Genomic DNA, 18,395 nt, shown 5'->3' with positions numbered 1-18,395 from the left:
ATCAGATTGATGGGGTGAAGGTGCCCCATCAACCATTAAATCCGTATACCCCTTTTTTATTCGTTTTTTCTCCCATGGTGATCGTTGTCGATCGGTGTTGAATTTTGTGATTGCCACTATGGAGATGTTCTATGAACGAATGGTTAAGGTAATGTGTCAGTTTTATGAAAATGTCCGCAGACGAGTCATACCAAGTCTTCCTGACCTGTCTTTACTGGGAAAACGCTGGAAAAAGGGGGCGATCTGGCGGGGAAATAGCATCGGAGCAGTGAACCTGGCCCGGGTCAGAAAGACCCGGGCCAGCGAACATCAATCAGCGTACTGCAATTCAATGGTGTAAATGGCGGTGGTGCCACTGACCTCATTCCCGGTGATCAGTAAGGGCAATCCGGTGGGCGAGTCTTCCGCAGACACGACCGTTATATCCTCGATGCCCAGATCACCCACCGTGGCGAGGTTGGTTTCCGGATCCAGCAGCCATTCGTTACGGCTGTTCATGTAGTCCATGAACAAGGGCGCCGCAGGGTCGGTCACGTCGAATACCATGATGCCTCCCATTCGCTCCAGCCCCAGGAATGCAAAGGCACGATCGCCAAAGCGGGCAACGGTAACTGCTTCAGGCTCAGGCCCTTTGTTATCTGAGCGGCTCAGAAACGCATCACCGGCACTGTGATTTGAGTTGAAAAAGTCCGCACAGGGAATATCACGGTCGGCGCCGGCCCTGCACTCGTCACTGGCGAGGTACTGTTCAATCTGATCGCCGGAGTCCCAGATCAGCTCACCATCAGCATTCCAGATCGCCATGGAGCGGCCACCAAACGCGTAAACCTCGTCGTACATCAGTCGGTCACCTGCCGGATCTTCTGCGCCACTGGCATTGAACATGACCGGATCACCGCTGTCGTCGGTGCGATACCCCATGGTCCAGGTCACCGTCAAACGACCCAACTGATCGTCTTCACGGCAATTGCCCGGTTCGCCTGCGGAGGCCCCGCAGTAGGAAAACACGTCCGGATTCAGCAGAGCGCCTTTGGCCTGTGCGTACAACTGGGGAGGCATATCATCGCCCAGACGACGCGCAAACCCATCCCGATGGAACAGGTGCTTGAAGCGGATTTCCTCTACGAAACCCTGACTGGCGTCGCCGCCATAGGCGGGATCAGTAGCATCCTCAGGCCCCCAGTAAGCGGCGTTATCCTCGCCCCATGCCCTGGCATCACCCTCATTGGCCGTGAGTATGAAGGTTTCGGCGCCGACCGTGTAACTGGTAATGGCATCCGGGTGGTACATCCCGAACAGACCCGGCCAGGGGCGAATATCGATGGCCGCGTTGTCATCGCTGGCATCCAGCCCCTGTCCTTCAACACCGTGGTCCTTGTAGCCCAGCGGCAAAATATCGGTGACTTCGCCTCGCAGGATATCGACCTTCGCCAGGGCGTTGTTTTCCTGCATCGCAACCCAGGCGGTCAGGCTGTCGTCACTAATGGTGACGTATTCCGGCTCAAGATCCATAGCCACGGTGGCGCCGGGGCCGAATATCCGCACACCCGCTTCGGTTAATTCATCCTTGCGAACGTTGAAGGCCGTGAAGTCAGCGGTGCGGACGGTCAGATTGCCCGGATCGGTGACATCAATAATTGACACGGAACCCTCCGGGTCCACCTGGTAGTCGTCGCTGGGCTCGCCTTCATTGGCCACCAGCAGATACTTGCCGTCCGGTGTAAACACCAGCATGTCTGGCTGGGCGCCGACCGCAATGGAATCCCGCAGCGCAAGGGTGTCGGCATCATACAAAGCCACAAATCCGTTGCTGGTTTTGGGGGATGACTCAATGGCCACGGCCACCAGGCCACCTTGCACTGCCACACTGTTTACCACCGCGTCCGGCGCGATGTCAGTAACCTCAAGCGACTGCAGCAGCCCCGGACTGGCCGGGTCGTTCAGATCCAGCACATCAAGTACCAGCTGGGCATTGACCACAAAACCGCGACGGCTAGCCGGATCAAACCCGGTAATTTCCGCAGCACTGGCATCGTATACTCCGGAGCTGTATCGGCCCAGGAAGCTGAGTGACAATCCGGCTACCGGGCTTGCCTGCTCATCATTATCCTGTTGACGGTCATTATCCGAAGAATTGCAGCCTGTCAGCAGTACTGCAGTGATTCCAAGCGCTAGCAGAGCCGGCTTGAACGTCATTGTTTGGGGGTTCATCCGTACACCTCAGGAATAGTGGTTGAACCCTGTCTTATATAGAGCTTACATGTCAGGCCAGTGACTGAAATATGACACCTGAAATTCTTGTCTGCAGACAGGCCAGGCTGAAGAAAAAAAAATGGCGCCGAATGGGCGCCATTTTTCACTTACCGTCACCAGATTCACCGGATGTTTTCGGCAATCAGCAACCCGACTTACTGACCGAGGTAGCTGCGGTACATCCACACAGTTTTTTCCTGCTGCGAGATGTAATCACTCATCAGCGCTACGGTGCCCTCGTCACTGCCCTCACCAGCCAGTGCCAGCAGTTCGCGCTGCTTGCCGATAAGCTTGGCAAAGCTGTCCACAATATTCTCGACCGCTTCCTTGCCATTGGAAACGTCCTTGCGCTCCGGCACCTGGGACTTTTCGATGTAGGTGCTGTAGGCGTGGGCCGGGCGGTGCCCGAGTGTGAGTACCCGCTCTGCGATTTCATCGATTTTCAACAGCAGATCGTTGTACAGCTCTTCAAACTTGGCATGCAGTTCGAAAAAATTGTCGCCCTTGATGTTCCAGTGGTAACCACGGACATTCATATAGAAAATCTGGTAGTTGGACAACAGATCGTTCAGTGAATCCGCAAGCTTCTGCGTTTTTGCTGTGTCCAGCCCAATAAAGTTTGTGCCCATAACAGGACTCCTTTCAGTGCATCGTCGATACCATATTCGTCAATGGTGACGATCGGTTACGACTCCAGTGGATGTTCATTACTATAACGCCCGGACGATGGCCGTTGAAGTGATACCAGTCAATGCCGGCTATAGTCAGCCTTTATCCGGCAAGCCGGCCTGGGCCGCGAGTGATGCCGGACCCTGAACTGCCCACGGCGATCGATAACCCAAGACTATCACAACTTAAGAGTTAATTTACTTAACAATAGTTATCAATCGTCTTTAAATGGACTCACAGCCAGTCAGTGATGGGAGTTTTCATGAGTGCGTTAAAAGTGTTTGTTCACAATCACGGCAGCGAAGGTGACAACTCTTTGCTCAAGACGATTACCTTCGCCCTGACCCACTTTACCGTCGCCTTCGCAGTGGTGTTTCTGCTGACCGGCGATATCCTGATCGGCAGCCTGGTCGCCATGATTGAACCTGCCATCAACACTGTGGCCTACTTTTTCCACGAGAAATTGTGGGCGAAAAAGGCCCTCAGGGACCAGGCCCGGCGGCGTGCACCGGACCTGCCCGGGACCATCTTCTGAGCACTGATCCAGGGGACACTAGGCGCCAGGTCCGCAGTCCAGACAACGCTCGACAGATTCCGGCCCCATCAGCAAACGTCGATTCAGATCCCGCAGGGCGCTCCGCAGACCTTCTTCGATTACCGGATGGTAATACGGCATACCCAACATATCCGGGACTGTCATGCGGTTCTGTACGGACCAGGCCAACAAATGGGCAAGGTGCTCTGCCGCAGGTCCAAACATTTCGGCGCCAAGGAACAATCCACTGCCACGCTCGCCGTAAACCCGTAACAGGCCCTTGTTTTTACCTAATACCCGACTGCGGCCCTGTCCTTCAAACGACACCTCACCCACTTCAAAGCATCCACCGCAATGGTCATGGGCCTGCTGAATATTCATGCCCACGACCGCTATCTGCGGGTCCGTGAAAACGATGGCCAGGGGAGCCCGACGCGATCCGGCCCGCACCTCGGGGTAACGACCCGCATTTTCACCCGCAATTCGTCCTTCGTCTGCCGCTTCGTGCAACAGTGGCAGGTCATTATTGGCGTCACCCGTCATAAAAATATGACTGCTGCCACACTGCAGGGTATACCGGTCAAACAGGGGCAGCCCCCGGTCATCCAGTTCAAGATCCGAATTCTGCAGATCGAGATCATCCACGTTGGGGCGACGACCGGTCGCGGCCAGCAGGTACTCAAAGGTTTCGGTTACCGTACCCCGGTCACCGTCCTCAAAGGTAACCGCCACACCCTCCTCCGTGCGTTCGACCGAACTGACGCTGGCGGCCGGGTCGAGAGGGAACTCCTCGTTGAAAACCTGCAGGGCATAATCACGGATTTTTTCATCCCGGATCGCTCCCAGGCCACCGCTTGCACCAAACATCCTGACCCTGACTCCCAGTCGGCTCAGGGCCTGCCCCAGTTCCAGGCCGATGACTCCGGGCCCGAATACCGCAACCGAGTCGGGCAGGTCGTCAAAACTGAACACGTCATCGTTGACAATAAGCCGGTCACCGGCCGCTTTCAGCATCTGGGGAATATTGGGCCTGGAACCCGTCGCAATGATAATGCGCCCGGCTTCAACTTCGCAGTTCTCCGCAACCTGTAACCGGTGAGCGTCCAGAAAACGGGCATGCCCTTTGAGACGGTGTTTCTCAGGAAAGCTTTCTACCGCCTCTAGAACAAAACCCACGAACCGGTCCCGCTCACGCCGGACCCGTTCCATAACCGCCTTGCCGTCAATACGGACGTCGCCCGGATAAACCCCGAACAGCTCCGCATGCTTCATGTCATGGGCCGCCTCTGCCGCCGCAATCAATAACTTGCTGGGCATGCATCCGACTCTTGCACAGGTGGTACCGAACGGGCCGCCTTCAATCATGACCACATTTTCGGTGTGGGCCCGGGCGGCACGATAAGCCCCCATGCCGGCAGTACCGGCGCCGATGATGGCAACATCTACCTTGCATTTGTCCACAACACTCTCCCTTGGTACGGATGGCCTGTATCAGGTTTGACAGCTGGCCCCGGTACACTTTCAGCGACAGCAGACGTGCCCCGGGTAAATCCAGTACATCAGAAACTCTCGCCGAGATCACGCAACAGGGTTTCTGTCTGCGCCCAGCCAAGGCAAGGATCGGTAATCGACTGGCCATGAGCAAGCTCACCCTGGTCGTCCTGGCGGCCCTGTTCAAGGAAGCTCTCAACCATCAGGCCACGAATCGCCAGGTTGCCGGATTTGCGCTGCGCCATCACCTCATGGGCGATGTCCGGTTGCCGCTCGGGCCGCTTGCAGGCGTTATCGTGACTGCAATCAACCATAACTGAAGTACTGACGCCGGCCTGTTCAAGCTCAGCCATGGCTGCGCTGATACTGGCCACATCGTAATTGGTGACACCACGACCACCCCGCAGCACCAGATGGGTATCCGGATTGCCGGCCGTGGTGATCATGGCGGGCATTCCATGTTCGCTGATGCCCAGCCGGTGATGGCCGTGGGCAGCGGACTTCATGGCGTTCACCGCCACCCCCACGGAGCCGTCGGTGCCATTTTTGAACCCGACGGGCATGGGCAGACCACTGACCAGCTCCCGGTGAATCTGGGACTCGGTGGTGCGGGCACCAATAGCGGTCCAGCTCACCAGATCGTCCAGGTAATCCATTGCCATCGGACTCAGGGCTTCGGTGGCCAGTGGCAGTCCCAGGCTCGCCAGATTCAGCAACAGGGCTCTTGAACGCTCAAGGCCTTCATGCAGATTACCCTCCCCGGTGCGCTGCGGATCGTACAGCAGCCCCTTCCAGCCAACGGTGGTTCGCGGCTTTTCCAGGTAGGCCCGCATCACCAGCAATACCCGGTCACTCAGTTCATCCGCCAGCGCCGCCAGTTTTTCACCGTATTCAAGCGCAGCCACTTCATCGTGAATGGAGCAGGGGCCAATGACCACCAGCAGCCGCGAATCCCGCCCCGCCAGAATATCCCGAATAGCCTGGCGGTGCTGCTGAATCTGCCGGCCCAGATAGTCAGCTACCGGGAAACGCCCACGCAGTTCTGCCGGTGTTGGCAGCGGATGCGCCTTACGACCGGGGGTTGCAGTCATGTCTGTTTCGGTGAGTTGCGCGTTCACGGTTTTTGCCTCTTCAGTGCTCCGGACATCCAGCAGCATGTTCATGTTTATTCTTCCTGTTTCGTTTACTGGTTCGGGCTAAACGAAAAAGCCCCGGCTGGGCTACCAGTCGGGGCTTTAGGAGTCCGGTGGCAGCCTGGGTTTCTGAGCCGGGCTGCCTTTCCTGAAATCTTTCCAGAGAGTCTCTGGTGGGTATTACAGGCGGCCTCGGCTCTGGCTAAAATAAAAGCCATAACCAAAAAACCACCAGAAATACACGGCCGCACCCGCCGCCGCATTTGCGAGAGGCATCATAATATTCTTGATCTGGGGTGCGTTTGTGGTGTTCATGGTTTTCAATATACCCTTCAGGTTTCCGCAAGTGCAACCGGAAACCCTCATTTTTTGCACGGAACCACGGAGGCAACCATGCCGGCTGCGCGTACCCGACTTATTCCAGGCACTGATCCCACCGCCATTCTGGCTGTCGTTCTCGCAGCCCTGGTGTTGCTTTGTTGGTCGGGCACGGTGCTGGCGGCTACCGAAACCCGGACCTATCAACTGAACAACCGTCCGGCTCAGGACGTTGCCCACCAGCTCCGCGACCTGTACCCGGTGGAGGAAGTGGCGCTGACCGCCAGGGGCAATCAACTCATAGCCCGCGGATATCCGCAGGTTCTGGATGAAATCGGCACCCTCATCGGCACCATGGATGTGGCCCCCAGACAGCTACGGATCACCGTGCGCAGTGGCCAGCATGACAATGTGCAACGCCGGGGCGGAGGGGTCAGTGCCCACGGCGGAGTTGTCAGCATTCAGGGCCAAAGCCGCACCACCACGACCCGCCGTGACAGTGAGCGCCAGCTGATGATTCAGGACGGACAGTCTGCCCATATTCACTCCGGTCAGGTTCGCACCTTGCCAGTGGTGCTGCAGGGTGGACGCAATCCCGCCGTGCTGCTGCAGCAGGTCGAAACCCGCCAGGGCTTTGTAGTGACCCCGCAGGTGATCTCTGAAGCTCAGATCGAGCTGAACATCATGGCCTTTGAAGATGATCCCCGGGACGCAATACCCGGCTACGACACCGAAGCAGTGGTCACCATTCGTCGGGTCGCTGCGGGTGAATGGGTCGAGTTGGGCAGCGCTCGCACCACCCAGCAGGGCCGGGACTCAGGCATCACCTACCAGACCAGCGGTGGCCAGCAGGCGAATCAGCGCTTTGAGGTGAAGGTGGAGGTGCTTCGGTGACAAAGTCACCGACACTGCAAAAGAACGGGTATATCGTTATAACCATAATAATTATCTGCTGGGCTTTACGGAGCTGACTGATGAACGATAAATCCCCTGTTTCCCTGGATCTCAACCGTCGCCGTTTTCTGCAATTCAGTACCGGTGCAGGCGCTGCGGCCCTTCTGGCATCTTCCGGACTGACTGCGAACACCATTGATACCCGCGCCAGAATTGTCATTATTGGTGCCGGAGCGGGTGGTATGGCTGTTGCGAACCGGTTGTCCCGACGTCTGAACGGAGCAAGCATTACCGTCGTCGAGGCCCGCGAGACTCACCACTACCAGCCCGGCTGGACGCTGGTAGCCTCGGGCGTCTGGAAACCGGAAAAAACCGTACGGCCGAACAGTCAGTTCATGCCGGGCAATGTGGACTGGATCCGCAGCAGCGCCACTGCGCTCGACCCGGATAACCGGACGGTAGCCCTGGCCAATGGCGAGACACTGAGCTACGACTACCTGGTAGTGGCAACCGGCATACAGCTGAATTACGAGGAAATTGAGGGCATGTCGGCGGACCTGGTGGGTCAGCACGGCATCGGCAGTGTTTACGCCAGCCTGGAAGGCGCGACCCGCACCCGCGACCTGATTGACCAGTGGATCGCCAGGGGGCAAGGCCAGGGCATTTTCGTCCACGCACCGACACCGGTGAAGTGTGCCGGCGCCCCGTTAAAGATGACGCTCACCACCTTGTCCCGGCTGGAGGCTACCGGCAACCGTGACCAGTTCCAGGTGGATTTCTTCAGCCCGGGTGGCGGTGTATTCAGCCAGCCCTGGGTGAATGACTTTGTCATTCAACGGTTCGCGGAACAAGGCGTCAACCGCCACAGCTTCCACACTCTGACTGCCATACAACCGCAGGACAGGACCGCCACTTTTACCCTGGGCGACGGCTCCACCGTCACACGGGATTACGACTTCATTCATGTGGTCCCGCCCATGAGCGCCCCCGACGCCGTACGCAACAGCGCCCTGGTTAATGAGGAAGGCAGGTTTGGCGGGAACTGGCTGGATGTGGACATGTATACCATGCAACACAACCGCTATCCGGAAGTCTTTGGTATCGGCGATGTCATCGGTGCTCCCATCAACAAAACGGCGGCCAGTGTCAAAGCCCAGGCGCCCATTGTGGAAGCCAACCTGATTGCCGCCATCCAGAATCAGCCATTGCCAAGGAAGCACAACGGCTACACCTCCTGCCCACTGATTACGGGTATTGGCAAGGCCATGCCGGTGGAATTCGGTTACGACATGGAGTTTCTGCCGTCCTTTCCGTTCATCGATCCGAAAGAGGAGTCCTGGGCCACCTGGACCTTCAAGGACCGGATGTTGCAACCCGCCTACTACGCCGTTCTTGAAGGCAGAGCCTGAGGAGCACAGCCATGACCATCACCAGCATTCTCACCATTTTGCAGTATGCCCTGGCGCCGTTTCTCTGGCTGATTATCATCGCCGCGGCCGCCCTGATTCTGGTTCAGGTAGTGGCACGTATGGGTGGCTATCGGTTTACCCGGCACGCCAGTAAACCCGCCGTGGTTCTGGCAATACTGGCGGGCCTTTCCGGCCTGGTCTGGATACCCTGGTTTACCCACTCCCGGTTGACCTACGTCACCACAGTGTTCGATTGGGTGATGCTGTCAGCCGCTCTGGTCGGCCTGGCGATCGCGGCCCTGCTGCTGTTTCACCCGCTGAGCTACCTGATTCGACGTTAACAGGCAAAGCAACGGAGAGGCACCTCAGTGCCTCTCCCACACCTCGATCTGCCCCCGGCGGGTCACCGAGTAGCCACGCTCTCCGGGCACCGCCTCTGCCAGACCAAGCTGGCCCAGATATGCCATTACCCGCTCGCGATCCTGATCACTGGCGCCAGCCAGGGCGTGATCAGCCCGCCGCAGCACATACATCAGATAGGGTTCGACGCCGGCCTGCACCGGCACACCGCGATACCGGGTGTCCACCAGTCCTATGTAACGCTGGTGGGGCTTCTCCGAAACCGGGTCACCATCCCGGGGTTTGTGCTCCGCGATGGCTGCGTCCATGAACGCCAGTTTGTCAGTCAACTCCGGAAAAATTTCGCTGGCGATATGGGCGAGCAAGGGCCGCAGAGTTTCCGGCACCTGATCATCAGCGACGAAGTCATCACCATAGCCCGGGTACTCGGGTGTATCCAGGCCCGGAGCGGTCATCCGCTCGACCCAGCGAAACACCTTGGGCGCTTTCAATTTCATCAGGTGCGAGGGCACCGGGTCGCGACCCAGGTGAGCAAACATGGGCCCAATCAGGCCATAGTCAGCAATGGATGGCCGGCCACCCAACAGATAGGGGTGCTCGCCAAAGTGAGTTTCAAGAATCGCCAGTAGCTCCTCATAGGACTGCTCGATAACAGGCACTGATTGCACGGTCACGCCCAGCCGGGGCAGGTAGCTGTTCATGCGAGCCATCACCTTTTCCGCCATGGCCTCTCCCGCGCCGGCGGCAAACGCATCCCGCAGAAAGCCCTCCTGCTGGTCTCGCACGCTCCAGCGGTAATGCATGGCGTGGCGAAGCATGGACTGGGTACCATAATACTGGATGATTACCGCCAGCACCGTTTGCAGCGTGCCATGCGGATAGGCGGGATAGGCGACGCCCTGTTGTTCAAAGTGGTCGATGATGTCGAGGCTGTCCTGGATGAACTCTCCGTCCGGCGTTTCCAGCACCGGGATGATGCTCCGCTTTATTACCGGCAGAATCCGCTCCGCGAAATCCGGGTGATTCGGTGCCAGCTCAGTGTAGGCGATCCCCTGGGTACGCAGATAGCAGCGGGCAATGCCGGTATACAGCGAATGGGGCACACCATAAAGCCGATAGCCTGATGGGGATGATTGCATGCGGAGCCCTCTTTCCTTGATCGTTTGTGTTTACAGCGTCGGGGGTCGAAAACATAGCAGCAATGCCGGTTACGGGAAAGTGGGCTGCAATCACAGCGGCCAGACCCAGAGTAGCATCGGCACGCTGACGGCCACCACCAACACTTCCAGCGGCAAACCGAGACGCCAGTAGTCACCGAAACGAAAGCCCCCGGGTCCCAGAATCAGGGTGTTGTTCTGGTGGCCAATGGGGGTGAGGAAGGCACAGGAGGCGCCGATGGCCACACTCATCAGGAACGAGTCCGGATTCACATCCAGCTGGCTGGCCGTGCTGATGGCAATCGGACACATCACCGCAGCAGTGGCCGCGTTGTTCATGAAATCCGACAGCACCATGGTGACCACCAGGATGGCGACAATTGCGATCACGGCATTGCCCTGCGCCAGAGTGTCCAGCAACACGCCAGCCACCAGATCCGCCGCGCCGGTGGTGGCCATGGCTCCGGCTACCGGTATCAGCGCCGCCAGCAGGACGATCACCGGCCAGTCAATGGAACTGTAAACCTGCCGCAAAGGTACGATAGACATGGCCATAAACACCAGTACACCAGCCGCAAACGAGATCGCAGCGGGCACCAGCCCCAATGCCGCGCCACCGATGGCCCCCAGCATTACCAGCGCCGCCACAATGGCCTGTTGCTTATCGGGTATGTTGATGGAGCGCTTGGCCAGGGGCGCGCATCCGAATTCTGAAGAAAAGCCGGACAGGGCCTCAGGGCTACCCTGCATGAGCAGGACATCACCGGCCTGAATACTAGTGGAGCGCAGCCGCCGGATAGAACGCATGCCGTCCCGGGAAATGGCCAGCAGGTTCAGATTATAACGGGCTCGCAGAGACAGCTGGTCGGCAGAACGCCCCACCAGTGCCGAATTGGGCATGGCCACCAGTTCCTGCAGCTCGGTGTCGTCGCTGGTATCCTTGTCGTGGTCCTCGTTTTCTTTCGCATCCGGCTGATCGCCATCGCTGTCCGAGGCCTCCTCTTCAGACTCTTCCTCGGCTTCCATCCGCAGACCAATACCCGAGAGAATACCGGCCAGCGCCTCCGGATCCGCCTCCAGCACCAGAATGTCGCCGGGGCGCAGGATACGCTGGGTATTGGGCGCCGACACCCGGAATTCGTTACGAACCATGCCGACAATCTGGGCATCGGCTTCCTCCAGGTCCGGCTCCAGCTCCCGCAGGGACTTGCCGTCAGCCTTGCCACCCTCGACCACCGTCACTTCGGTCAGATAGGTGCCAATATCAAAACTGCCGACTCCGGTTTCCTCGCGGACCGGCACCAGAAAACGACCGGCGATGACAACAAACAGCACGCCGGTCAGTGCCACCGCGACTCCCACCGGGGCGAAGTCGAACATACCAAAACTGCCCAGCCCGGCCTCGGCACGAAATCCGGAAACAATCAGATTTGGCGGTGTACCGATGAGCGTGGTCATGCCCCCGAGAATGGTGGCAAATGCCAGCGGCATAAGCGCCTTGCCCGGCGCTATATCATGTTTGCGGGCCACCTGCACCGCCACCGGCATCAGCAGGGCCATGGCCCCGACATTGTTCATGAACGCCGACAACACGGCACCCAGCCCGCACAGCGAGGCAATGGTCAGCATCGGTCCCAGATTGCCGGGCAGTGCCCGCTGCATCAGCACATCCACAGCACCGGTTCGCTGCAAGCCGTGGCTCAGCACCAGCACACAAGCCACAGTAATGACAGCAGGATGGCCAAAGCCCTCAAACGCCGAGGCCGACGGCACCAGCCCCGCAAAAACACAGGCCAGTAACGCGCCAAGTGCCACCATATCGTGGCGCCAGCGGCCCCACAGAAACATCACCACCGTACCGGCCAGAATGGCGAGAATAATTCCCTGATCCTGAGTCATGTTCATCCAGTTCGCATGACCCGGTTGCGGCCGTTGCCCTTGGCCAGATAAAGCTGGCTATCCACACTCCCGATGAAGGCCTGCAAGTCGTCCTCCCTACCGGGAATAGTCGTTCCCAGTCCTACACTTACGGTCAGCACCTGACTCACCGGAGAAGCCTCATGGGGAATCTGTTCCTTGAAGATCAGTTGCCGACAGCGTTCGGCGACTTTTTCCGCAGCAGCCTGATCCGTCTCCGGCAGCACGATCACGAACTCCTCACCGCCAAAGCGGGCAACAAAATCGCTGGCCCGGGTTGCAGCTGACGACAGTAGCGCACCCACCGTCTTGAGACATTCGTCACCCTGAAGATGGCCATAGACATCGTTGTATTGCTTGAAGTAATCAATATCGAGAATGATCAGAGACAAGGGTCGACGATGGCGCAAGGCGTGACTCCAGGACTCCTCCATCACGGTATCAAACATGCGCCGGTTGGCGACGCCGGTAAGGCCGTCCTTGAAAGAGTATTCCTCCAGTTTCTTCTGCAGTGCAATCAGTTCATTTTCGGTTTTCTTGCGTTCACCGATATCGAACATGAATCCGATAAGTGCCTCAACACCGCCTTCATCATCACGCACCACGTGGACAACATCCCGGATCCATACATAGTCGCCACTGGCTGTCAGAGCCCGGTAATCCGCCTCATGGTCGATGCCAGACTCTGACTGGCTGACACAAAAATTTACCACCCGGTCCCGGTCTTCCGGATGCATACGGGTGGCCCAGTCCTCGACACTCAGCCAGCTGTCGCGGGACCAGCCCAGCAGCGCCTCAATCTGGGGTCCGATGTAGGCGAACTGCATGGTTTTCCAGTCGATCTTCCAGGGAATGGCTTTGGTGGACTCCAGCAGCGTCTTGTAGACCGCGCTGTCGGGGGTCATCAAACCGGGCAGTTCATGGGTCATGACTGGTTTCTCACTGTGGACTTACGACGTAACACTACTCTAGCGGAAAAACCAGAAAAAGCCTGACTCTCAGGCCGTGATCAGAGACTTCGGTTCTTATCAACCCGGGCCAGCATCACTGCCTTGGCCTCGTTGACCTTGGCCGCCAGATAATCGTTCCCGCCGCGGTCCGGGTGGATTTTCTGCATCAGCCGGCGGTGGGCGGTGATGATGTCTTCCCGAGAGCAGTTCTGCTCTACCCCCAGAATCTCACAAGCTTCCCTGACCGACAGCTGGCCGCTGGCAGACGGCGCCCGGGAGCGTGCCTGCTCCTCCCCGGCGCTGTCATTCGGGGATGCCTGGCCAAACATCTTGCGAGCCATGGGTACATAGCGCAGCAGCGAAGGTAAACGACGTACCAGTGGAATCAGTGCGGCGAAGGCGGCGGTCAGCACATGGGCCCGCCCCGTCAGAATCATGAACAACAGCAAGGCGCCGGCGACACCCATAAAGACTTTCCAGGTGGCGTCCTTTTTCTTTTGCGGGTCCAGGGCCCCCCACTTCTTGAGCAGCACAAACAGCAGAATCGCCAGCCCAAGCCCGATAATCAGTTGCATAGTCCGTCAGCCTGTAGAGATCAGACTCTGATTCTACACGCACTGGCTGACAAGGGCATGACAGAAGCCTCAGGGATTATCTGGATCATGGCGGGTGGCCCGCGACGTCAGACAAAGGTCGAAATCACAGCCCGCAGCATCCACAGGCTGAGCCTCGGCAATATGCTGTGCCAGTGATTCCCGCCATTTGAGCGTCTCCCGGGGGTTCTCGCCAAACTGATTGCGGTATACCGACGCGAACCGGCCAAGGTGAGAGAAACCCTCGCTGAGTGCGTGCCACGACACCGTCGGCGCGTCTGACTGGCAGGCCAGCAGCGCCTTGCGGACCCGGAGCAACCGGCGCGACTGGAAATAGCCGTAGGGCGTCACACCCATATGCTTGCGCATGAGGTAATAGAGATTACGGGTACTGACACCGGCCAGTGACGATAACGTTTCCAGCTCAAAGGGACCGTCACTTTTTTGTTCCATGAGCTCCATCACTTTCTGTATCCGACGATCTGGCTCCTGGCTTCCAGAAGGCAGCGGAAAGCTGTGATCAGAATCAACAGCGTCATTTCCCCGGAGCATGTTTTCAATATCGGCGAGCATATCGTTCGTGCAGCGAGCAGCATTGTGATGAGACAACCAGAATTTCGCCTGGCTCAGGTATCGGGCCACCCGATTGGTGATACAGCCGGGCAACAGCGACATGCCGTCAGGCAGATGGCCAGGCTGGCCCGGGTACTGAACGACCAGCGCCCGGGTGGGGCCCTCAAGTTCGATATCGAACCGCTGTCCCGGCGACATCAGGAATGAATGGCCGGCGCCACAGTCCAGTTGCCGGCCACTGGCATCGCGCAGACGCGCTTGACCATCAAGAATCGATACCAGGGTCAGGGAGTCGGCATTCATCCCGTAAATGTAACCACTGCGGTTGACGAAGATCCCACAAACGCGGCCCTTATCGAGCTCAAGCCGGGATAAACTGGCGCTGAATCCCGCGGCCTGAGAGGTGCACAGGGTGAGCTGCTCACTACCGCTAAGCAGGCGCAATGCCGCCAGCCACTGAACCGGCGAGGCGGTGGTCAGACGAAGATACCGTTCCAGTGGTGCCAGTGCGGGTTGTTCATTTCCCATGGTGCTCTCTCCTGCTGGACAGAGCTTTTATTACTAAAACGACTTTATTAATAGCCGTTTGTTGCAAAGATCCAGTGGGTAACCCGACTACTTCACCGGTTATTGACTGATATCAAGCAATCTCAGCAGCTGGCAGTCCCAGGGCACAGGGCGGGCCATGAGATAACCCTGGCCCCGGGTGCAGGACAGCGCCAGCAATTGCTCTTTCTGATGCACCGTTTCAATACCTTCGGCGATCACTTCCAGCTCCAGCGCTTCCGCCAGAGCCAGAATGGCGGAGACGATCCGTTGCTCGCTGCAGCCGGGGTTTTCCGGGGTCAGTCCAGCTACGAACTGGCGATCAATCTTGATGGCCTGAATCGGCAGGGAGTGCAGGTAGGCCAGTGACGAATAGCCCGTACCGAAGTCATCAATGGCGATGCGAATACCCTGCCCCCTGAGATGTCTCAGCCGATCCAGAGCGGTCCGGGACAGATTCATCAGATTGGTTTCGGTGATTTCCAGCTCCGGCAACCAGTCGAGGCGCTGAATCTGCTCGAACAGTGGTATCAGCAATCCATCCAGGCGTTCATCGCTGATCTGCCGGGCTGATACGTTGATTGCAAAACGCAGCCCGGGCCGGGGCGCACGGGTCAACGACCACAGGTCCGCCAGCGTGCAGCGGACCAGGTGTTCCGTGAGCTCATGAATCAGTCCCCGGGCTTCCGCCAGGGGCACGAAACGGGCCGGCGACACCGGACCGAAGTCCGGGTGGTTTCAGCGGATCAGCACTTCCATTCCGTCAGCCTGTCCGGTTTTCAGGTTGTACTGAGGCTGGTACACCACTGAAAACTCGGCCGGCGCTGTTTTCAGGGAGACGACAAGTGCCCGGGCCAGGCGCTGGTCCTCCTCCTTGACCGTGACCAGCGCGTCGCTGTAGAGCTGGAATCGGGCCCGACCAGACTGTTTCGCCTGATACATGGCCTTGTCCGCCCGCTGCAGCAGCTCGCTGCCGGTTCCGCCGTCTGCGGGGAACCGGGAGGCGCCCACGGAAACCGATATGAAATGCTCTACGCCATTGACCAGCAACGGAGAGCGAAATGCGTTAATCAACCGCACCGAGAGCTGATTGAGCTGTTCATCACTGGCATCGGGGTCCAGTTCGACCATTGCAGCAAACTCATCACCAGACAGCCGGGCCACCACGTCACCCTCCCGCAATACGCTGCGAATACACAGTGCTGCCTGCTGCAACAGCAGGTCGCCAATGGCATGACCATGGATATCATTGATGTCCTTGAAATAATCCATATCAATAAATAGCAGCGCGAAGGGACCGCCGCAATCGCGCCGACGGGCAATACAGAGCTCCAGAAGCTCCAGAAACAGTGCACGATTGGGTAATTCGGTGAGCGCGTCGTAGTACGCCATGGATGCCAGACGTTCCTCGAAGGATGTCAGGTCCCCGATATCCATGAACATACCGGCATACATGGCGCCATCGCTGCCCTGCATCTGATGGACCATAAGCCACTGGGGATAGGTTTCTCCATTCTTGCGACGATTCCAGACCACACCTTCCCACTGGCCTTTGACACCAATGCGGGACCACATTTCCCGATAAAATTCCGGCCCGTGGAACCCTGAGCTGAGCACGGAAGGCTTTTCGCCCACCACTTCATCGCGCCGGAAGCCGGTGATGCGCTCAAACATCCGGTTGACGTAAATAATCCGCGGCTCGGGTGTTGCCAGCATCATTGCCCGCGGGTGGCTTTCCACCAGGTTCTGGAAGTTGTCTTGTCCGGGAATAGCCATGACCGTACATCCTGTCATTGTTGTTAACGCCCCTGCGTCTCCTCAGCTTATGCGAAAGCCACTTTCACCCTAGCCATATGTTGCAAATTTGCGGACACTTCCTGAAAGTTGGCGATGTTTTGCATTATCTGGACAGCATTTCGACAAAGCCCTTAACCATGGACCACCTGCCCTTCGCACACACCTTTTGACCAGACACACCGCTAAAACCACTCAACCCGCAAATACCTGAACGTCGCTCGAAAAAGATCCGGTTTGGGTGTAGCCTGTTTTCGCCTGATCATTTGCGGAAAACAACACGTGCATCTTTCCCTTTCTACCATTACCTGGATACTGCTGGCCGGATTTCTGATCTGGTACTGGTGGAAAGCCAAGGCTATCAAGGACTCTGTCCTGACTGCAGTGAAGAAGCACTGCACCAGAATGGATGTGATGTTGCTGGACGATGCGGTGTATCTGCGGGGACTCTGGTTCAAGCGGGACAAGGCAGGCAAGCTGAGGGTGTGGCGGCGTTTTCTGTTTGACTTCACCACCACCGGTGAAGAGCGCTACATGGGCCGCATTATCATGCTGGGGCCACACATCGAGAAGATTGAACTGGAGCCTCACCGCTTCGAATACTGATTGTAGCGGTGGGGCTCCGGGCTGCACTAGTTCAGCCTGAACTTCCGTACCGCTGAATCCAGGCTTTCTGAAAGCTGAGTCAGCTGTTCTGCGGCGGCGGAACTCTCGGTGGCCACATCGGCGTTCTCGGTGGCCATGCCGGCAATCTGCTCCACACTGCTGGCGACATCGTTGCTGACGCCGGCCTGTTCTTTCAGGGCGTTGGAAATCACGTGAACCACTTCCAGTACCTGCTCGGCGCTCTTGCGGATGTCGTCCATGGAGGTGCCTGCCTTGTTGGCCAGATCAACCCCTTCGGCCACCAGCGTAACCGCGCCTTCCATGCCCTTGACCGATTGTTCGGCGCCCTTCTGCAGGCCCTCGATCATTCTCGAAATCTCATCGGTGGATCGGGACGTACGCTCCGCCAGGCTGCGGACTTCATCCGCCACCACCGCGAAACCACGCCCCTGCTCGCCGGCCCGTGCCGCCTCGATGGCGGCATTCAGTGCCAGCAGGTTGGTCTGGTCGGCGATCTCGCGGATCACGCTGATAATGGTGGATATCTCCCGGGAGCTCTTGCCCAGTTCGGCAATGTCCGCCGATGCCTTGCTGACGGTATCGCTGATTTTTCCCATACCTTCGATGGTGTGGTTGATCACCCGGTAGCCATCGGTGGCCAGCTGCCCGGAGCGGGCAGAATTGGTATTGGCCTCCTCGGCATTGCGGGATACATCCTCGATACTGGCCGACAGTTCCTCCATGGCCGCGGCCATATTGCCGGAGGCATCCTTTTGCTGACCGGCACTGCTGGCGGTCTGGGAGGAAGCGGTGGCAATCCGGCCGGCCGCCTGACGCAGCTCCGCCGACCCCTGAGAAATGGTGCCCAGCATTTCCCGCAGGCTGCCCTGCATCCGCGCCATGGAGACCAGGACTTCACCTACCTCATCACGACTGCTCTGATCAATACGGATAGTGAGGTCGCCGTCAGCAGTGGCCTCCGCGATTTCTTTCATATAGGCCATTCGCCGACGGATGTAGCGGACGACCAGGACAGCCGTCAGCACACCGATCACCAGTGCCAGCACCGCAGAACCAATCTGCAAGGTAGAAAACCAGCGCTGATCAGCCGTGGCCTGATTACGTCTTTCAACCAGCAAGGCAATTTCGCTGTCCCGGATTTCGTTCATCAGAAGCCGGATCTGGGTCATCCGATCC

Annotated in this window: 16 protein-coding genes and 1 pseudogene; 5 read left to right on the top strand and 12 right to left on the bottom strand. The window is 58.1% G+C overall.

The features are described from left to right. Positions 1-309 precede the first annotated feature (309 nt). Entirely contained in the window at positions 310-2,211 is a 1,902-nt protein-coding gene (locus AAC035_RS07080; RefSeq protein WP_339801810.1) for a choice-of-anchor I family protein, read from the bottom strand. A 197-nt stretch (positions 2,212-2,408) separates the two neighbouring features. Continuing rightward, positions 2,409-2,882, bottom strand: coding sequence for a Dps family protein (locus AAC035_RS07075; RefSeq protein WP_339801807.1), 474 nt, complete (start codon positions 2,880-2,882; stop codon positions 2,409-2,411). 302 nt (positions 2,883-3,184) lie between these two features. On the opposite strand from AAC035_RS07075, the gene AAC035_RS07070 reads away from it, so the two are divergent. Continuing rightward, positions 3,185-3,457: a DUF2061 domain-containing protein gene (locus AAC035_RS07070; protein ID WP_339801804.1), complete on the top strand. Its 273-nt coding sequence runs from the start codon at positions 3,185-3,187 to the stop codon at positions 3,455-3,457. Positions 3,458-3,475: 18 nt separating this feature from the next. Here AAC035_RS07070 and AAC035_RS07065 read toward each other — a convergent pair whose 3' ends face one another. Both AAC035_RS07065 and AAC035_RS07060 read right to left on the bottom strand, forming a co-directional pair. Further along, positions 3,476-4,918 (bottom strand): dihydrolipoyl dehydrogenase, encoded by a 1,443-nt coding sequence (locus AAC035_RS07065; protein ID WP_339801802.1) that lies wholly within the window; start codon positions 4,916-4,918, stop codon positions 3,476-3,478. A gap of 98 nt (positions 4,919-5,016) precedes the next feature. Continuing rightward, complete coding sequence (locus tag AAC035_RS07060) at positions 5,017-6,039, bottom strand: 3-deoxy-7-phosphoheptulonate synthase (RefSeq protein WP_339801813.1); 1,023 nt, start codon at positions 6,037-6,039, stop codon at positions 5,017-5,019. A 435-nt stretch (positions 6,040-6,474) separates the two neighbouring features. Between AAC035_RS07060 and AAC035_RS07055 the strand changes: the two genes are divergently transcribed. The 3 genes from AAC035_RS07055 to AAC035_RS07045 all read left to right on the top strand — a co-directional run bounded on the left by AAC035_RS07055 (position 6,475) and on the right by AAC035_RS07045 (position 9,043). Then, the gene (locus AAC035_RS07055) at positions 6,475-7,293 is read left to right on the top strand and encodes a secretin N-terminal domain-containing protein (RefSeq protein ID WP_339801799.1); all 819 of its coding nucleotides are present in this window, start codon (positions 6,475-6,477) and stop codon (positions 7,291-7,293) included. Positions 7,294-7,373: 80 nt separating this feature from the next. Further along, positions 7,374-8,702 carry an FAD/NAD(P)-binding oxidoreductase gene (locus tag AAC035_RS07050; RefSeq protein ID WP_339801796.1) on the top strand — a complete coding sequence of 443 codons (1,329 nt, stop codon included), beginning with the start codon at positions 7,374-7,376 and terminating at the stop codon, positions 8,700-8,702. An 11-nt stretch (positions 8,703-8,713) separates the two neighbouring features. Next, on the top strand, positions 8,714-9,043 hold the full coding sequence (locus tag AAC035_RS07045) for a hypothetical protein (RefSeq protein ID WP_339801794.1): 330 nt from the start codon (positions 8,714-8,716) through the stop codon (positions 9,041-9,043). 24 nt (positions 9,044-9,067) lie between these two features. Here the strand turns inward: AAC035_RS07045 and AAC035_RS07040 are convergent, their stop codons facing one another. From AAC035_RS07040 to AAC035_RS07010, 7 genes and pseudogenes are all read right to left on the bottom strand, one after another. Further along, a complete protein-coding gene (locus AAC035_RS07040; RefSeq protein WP_339801790.1) occupies positions 9,068-10,201 on the bottom strand; it encodes a glutathione S-transferase family protein in 1,134 nt (377 codons plus the stop codon). 90 nt (positions 10,202-10,291) lie between these two features. Further along, positions 10,292-12,118: an SLC13 family permease gene (locus AAC035_RS07035; protein ID WP_339801787.1), complete on the bottom strand. Its 1,827-nt coding sequence runs from the start codon at positions 12,116-12,118 to the stop codon at positions 10,292-10,294. A 2-nt stretch (positions 12,119-12,120) separates the two neighbouring features. After that, positions 12,121-13,065 (bottom strand): sensor domain-containing diguanylate cyclase, encoded by a 945-nt coding sequence (locus AAC035_RS07030; protein WP_339801784.1) that lies wholly within the window; start codon positions 13,063-13,065, stop codon positions 12,121-12,123. 80 nt (positions 13,066-13,145) lie between these two features. Next, positions 13,146-13,661, bottom strand: coding sequence for a DnaJ domain-containing protein (locus tag AAC035_RS07025; protein WP_339801781.1), 516 nt, complete (start codon positions 13,659-13,661; stop codon positions 13,146-13,148). Positions 13,662-13,730: 69 nt separating this feature from the next. After that, the gene (locus tag AAC035_RS07020; RefSeq protein WP_339801778.1) at positions 13,731-14,780 is read right to left on the bottom strand and encodes an AraC family transcriptional regulator; all 1,050 of its coding nucleotides are present in this window, start codon (positions 14,778-14,780) and stop codon (positions 13,731-13,733) included. A gap of 99 nt (positions 14,781-14,879) precedes the next feature. Then, positions 14,880-15,524: pseudogene (locus tag AAC035_RS07015) on the bottom strand (EAL domain-containing protein); the annotation flags it as partial. A 12-nt stretch (positions 15,525-15,536) separates the two neighbouring features. Then, positions 15,537-16,574 (bottom strand): diguanylate cyclase, encoded by a 1,038-nt coding sequence (locus tag AAC035_RS07010; protein WP_339801775.1) that lies wholly within the window; start codon positions 16,572-16,574, stop codon positions 15,537-15,539. 300 nt (positions 16,575-16,874) lie between these two features. Here AAC035_RS07010 and AAC035_RS07005 point away from each other — a divergent pair, with 300 nt between their 5' ends. Then, positions 16,875-17,198 carry a DUF3301 domain-containing protein gene (locus AAC035_RS07005; protein WP_339801773.1) on the top strand — a complete coding sequence of 108 codons (324 nt, stop codon included), beginning with the start codon at positions 16,875-16,877 and terminating at the stop codon, positions 17,196-17,198. A 26-nt stretch (positions 17,199-17,224) separates the two neighbouring features. On the opposite strand, the gene AAC035_RS07000 is transcribed toward AAC035_RS07005, so the two are convergent. After that, the coding region (locus AAC035_RS07000; RefSeq protein WP_339801770.1) for a methyl-accepting chemotaxis protein at positions 17,225-18,395 on the bottom strand (1,171 nt) is incomplete at its 5' end.

Source organism: uncultured Marinobacter sp. (assembly GCF_963974375.1).
GTDB lineage: Bacteria > Pseudomonadota > Gammaproteobacteria > Pseudomonadales > Oleiphilaceae > Marinobacter.
The sequence above is the reverse complement of the archived record's forward strand: the minus strand, read 5'-3'. Positions and strand labels throughout refer to the sequence as shown.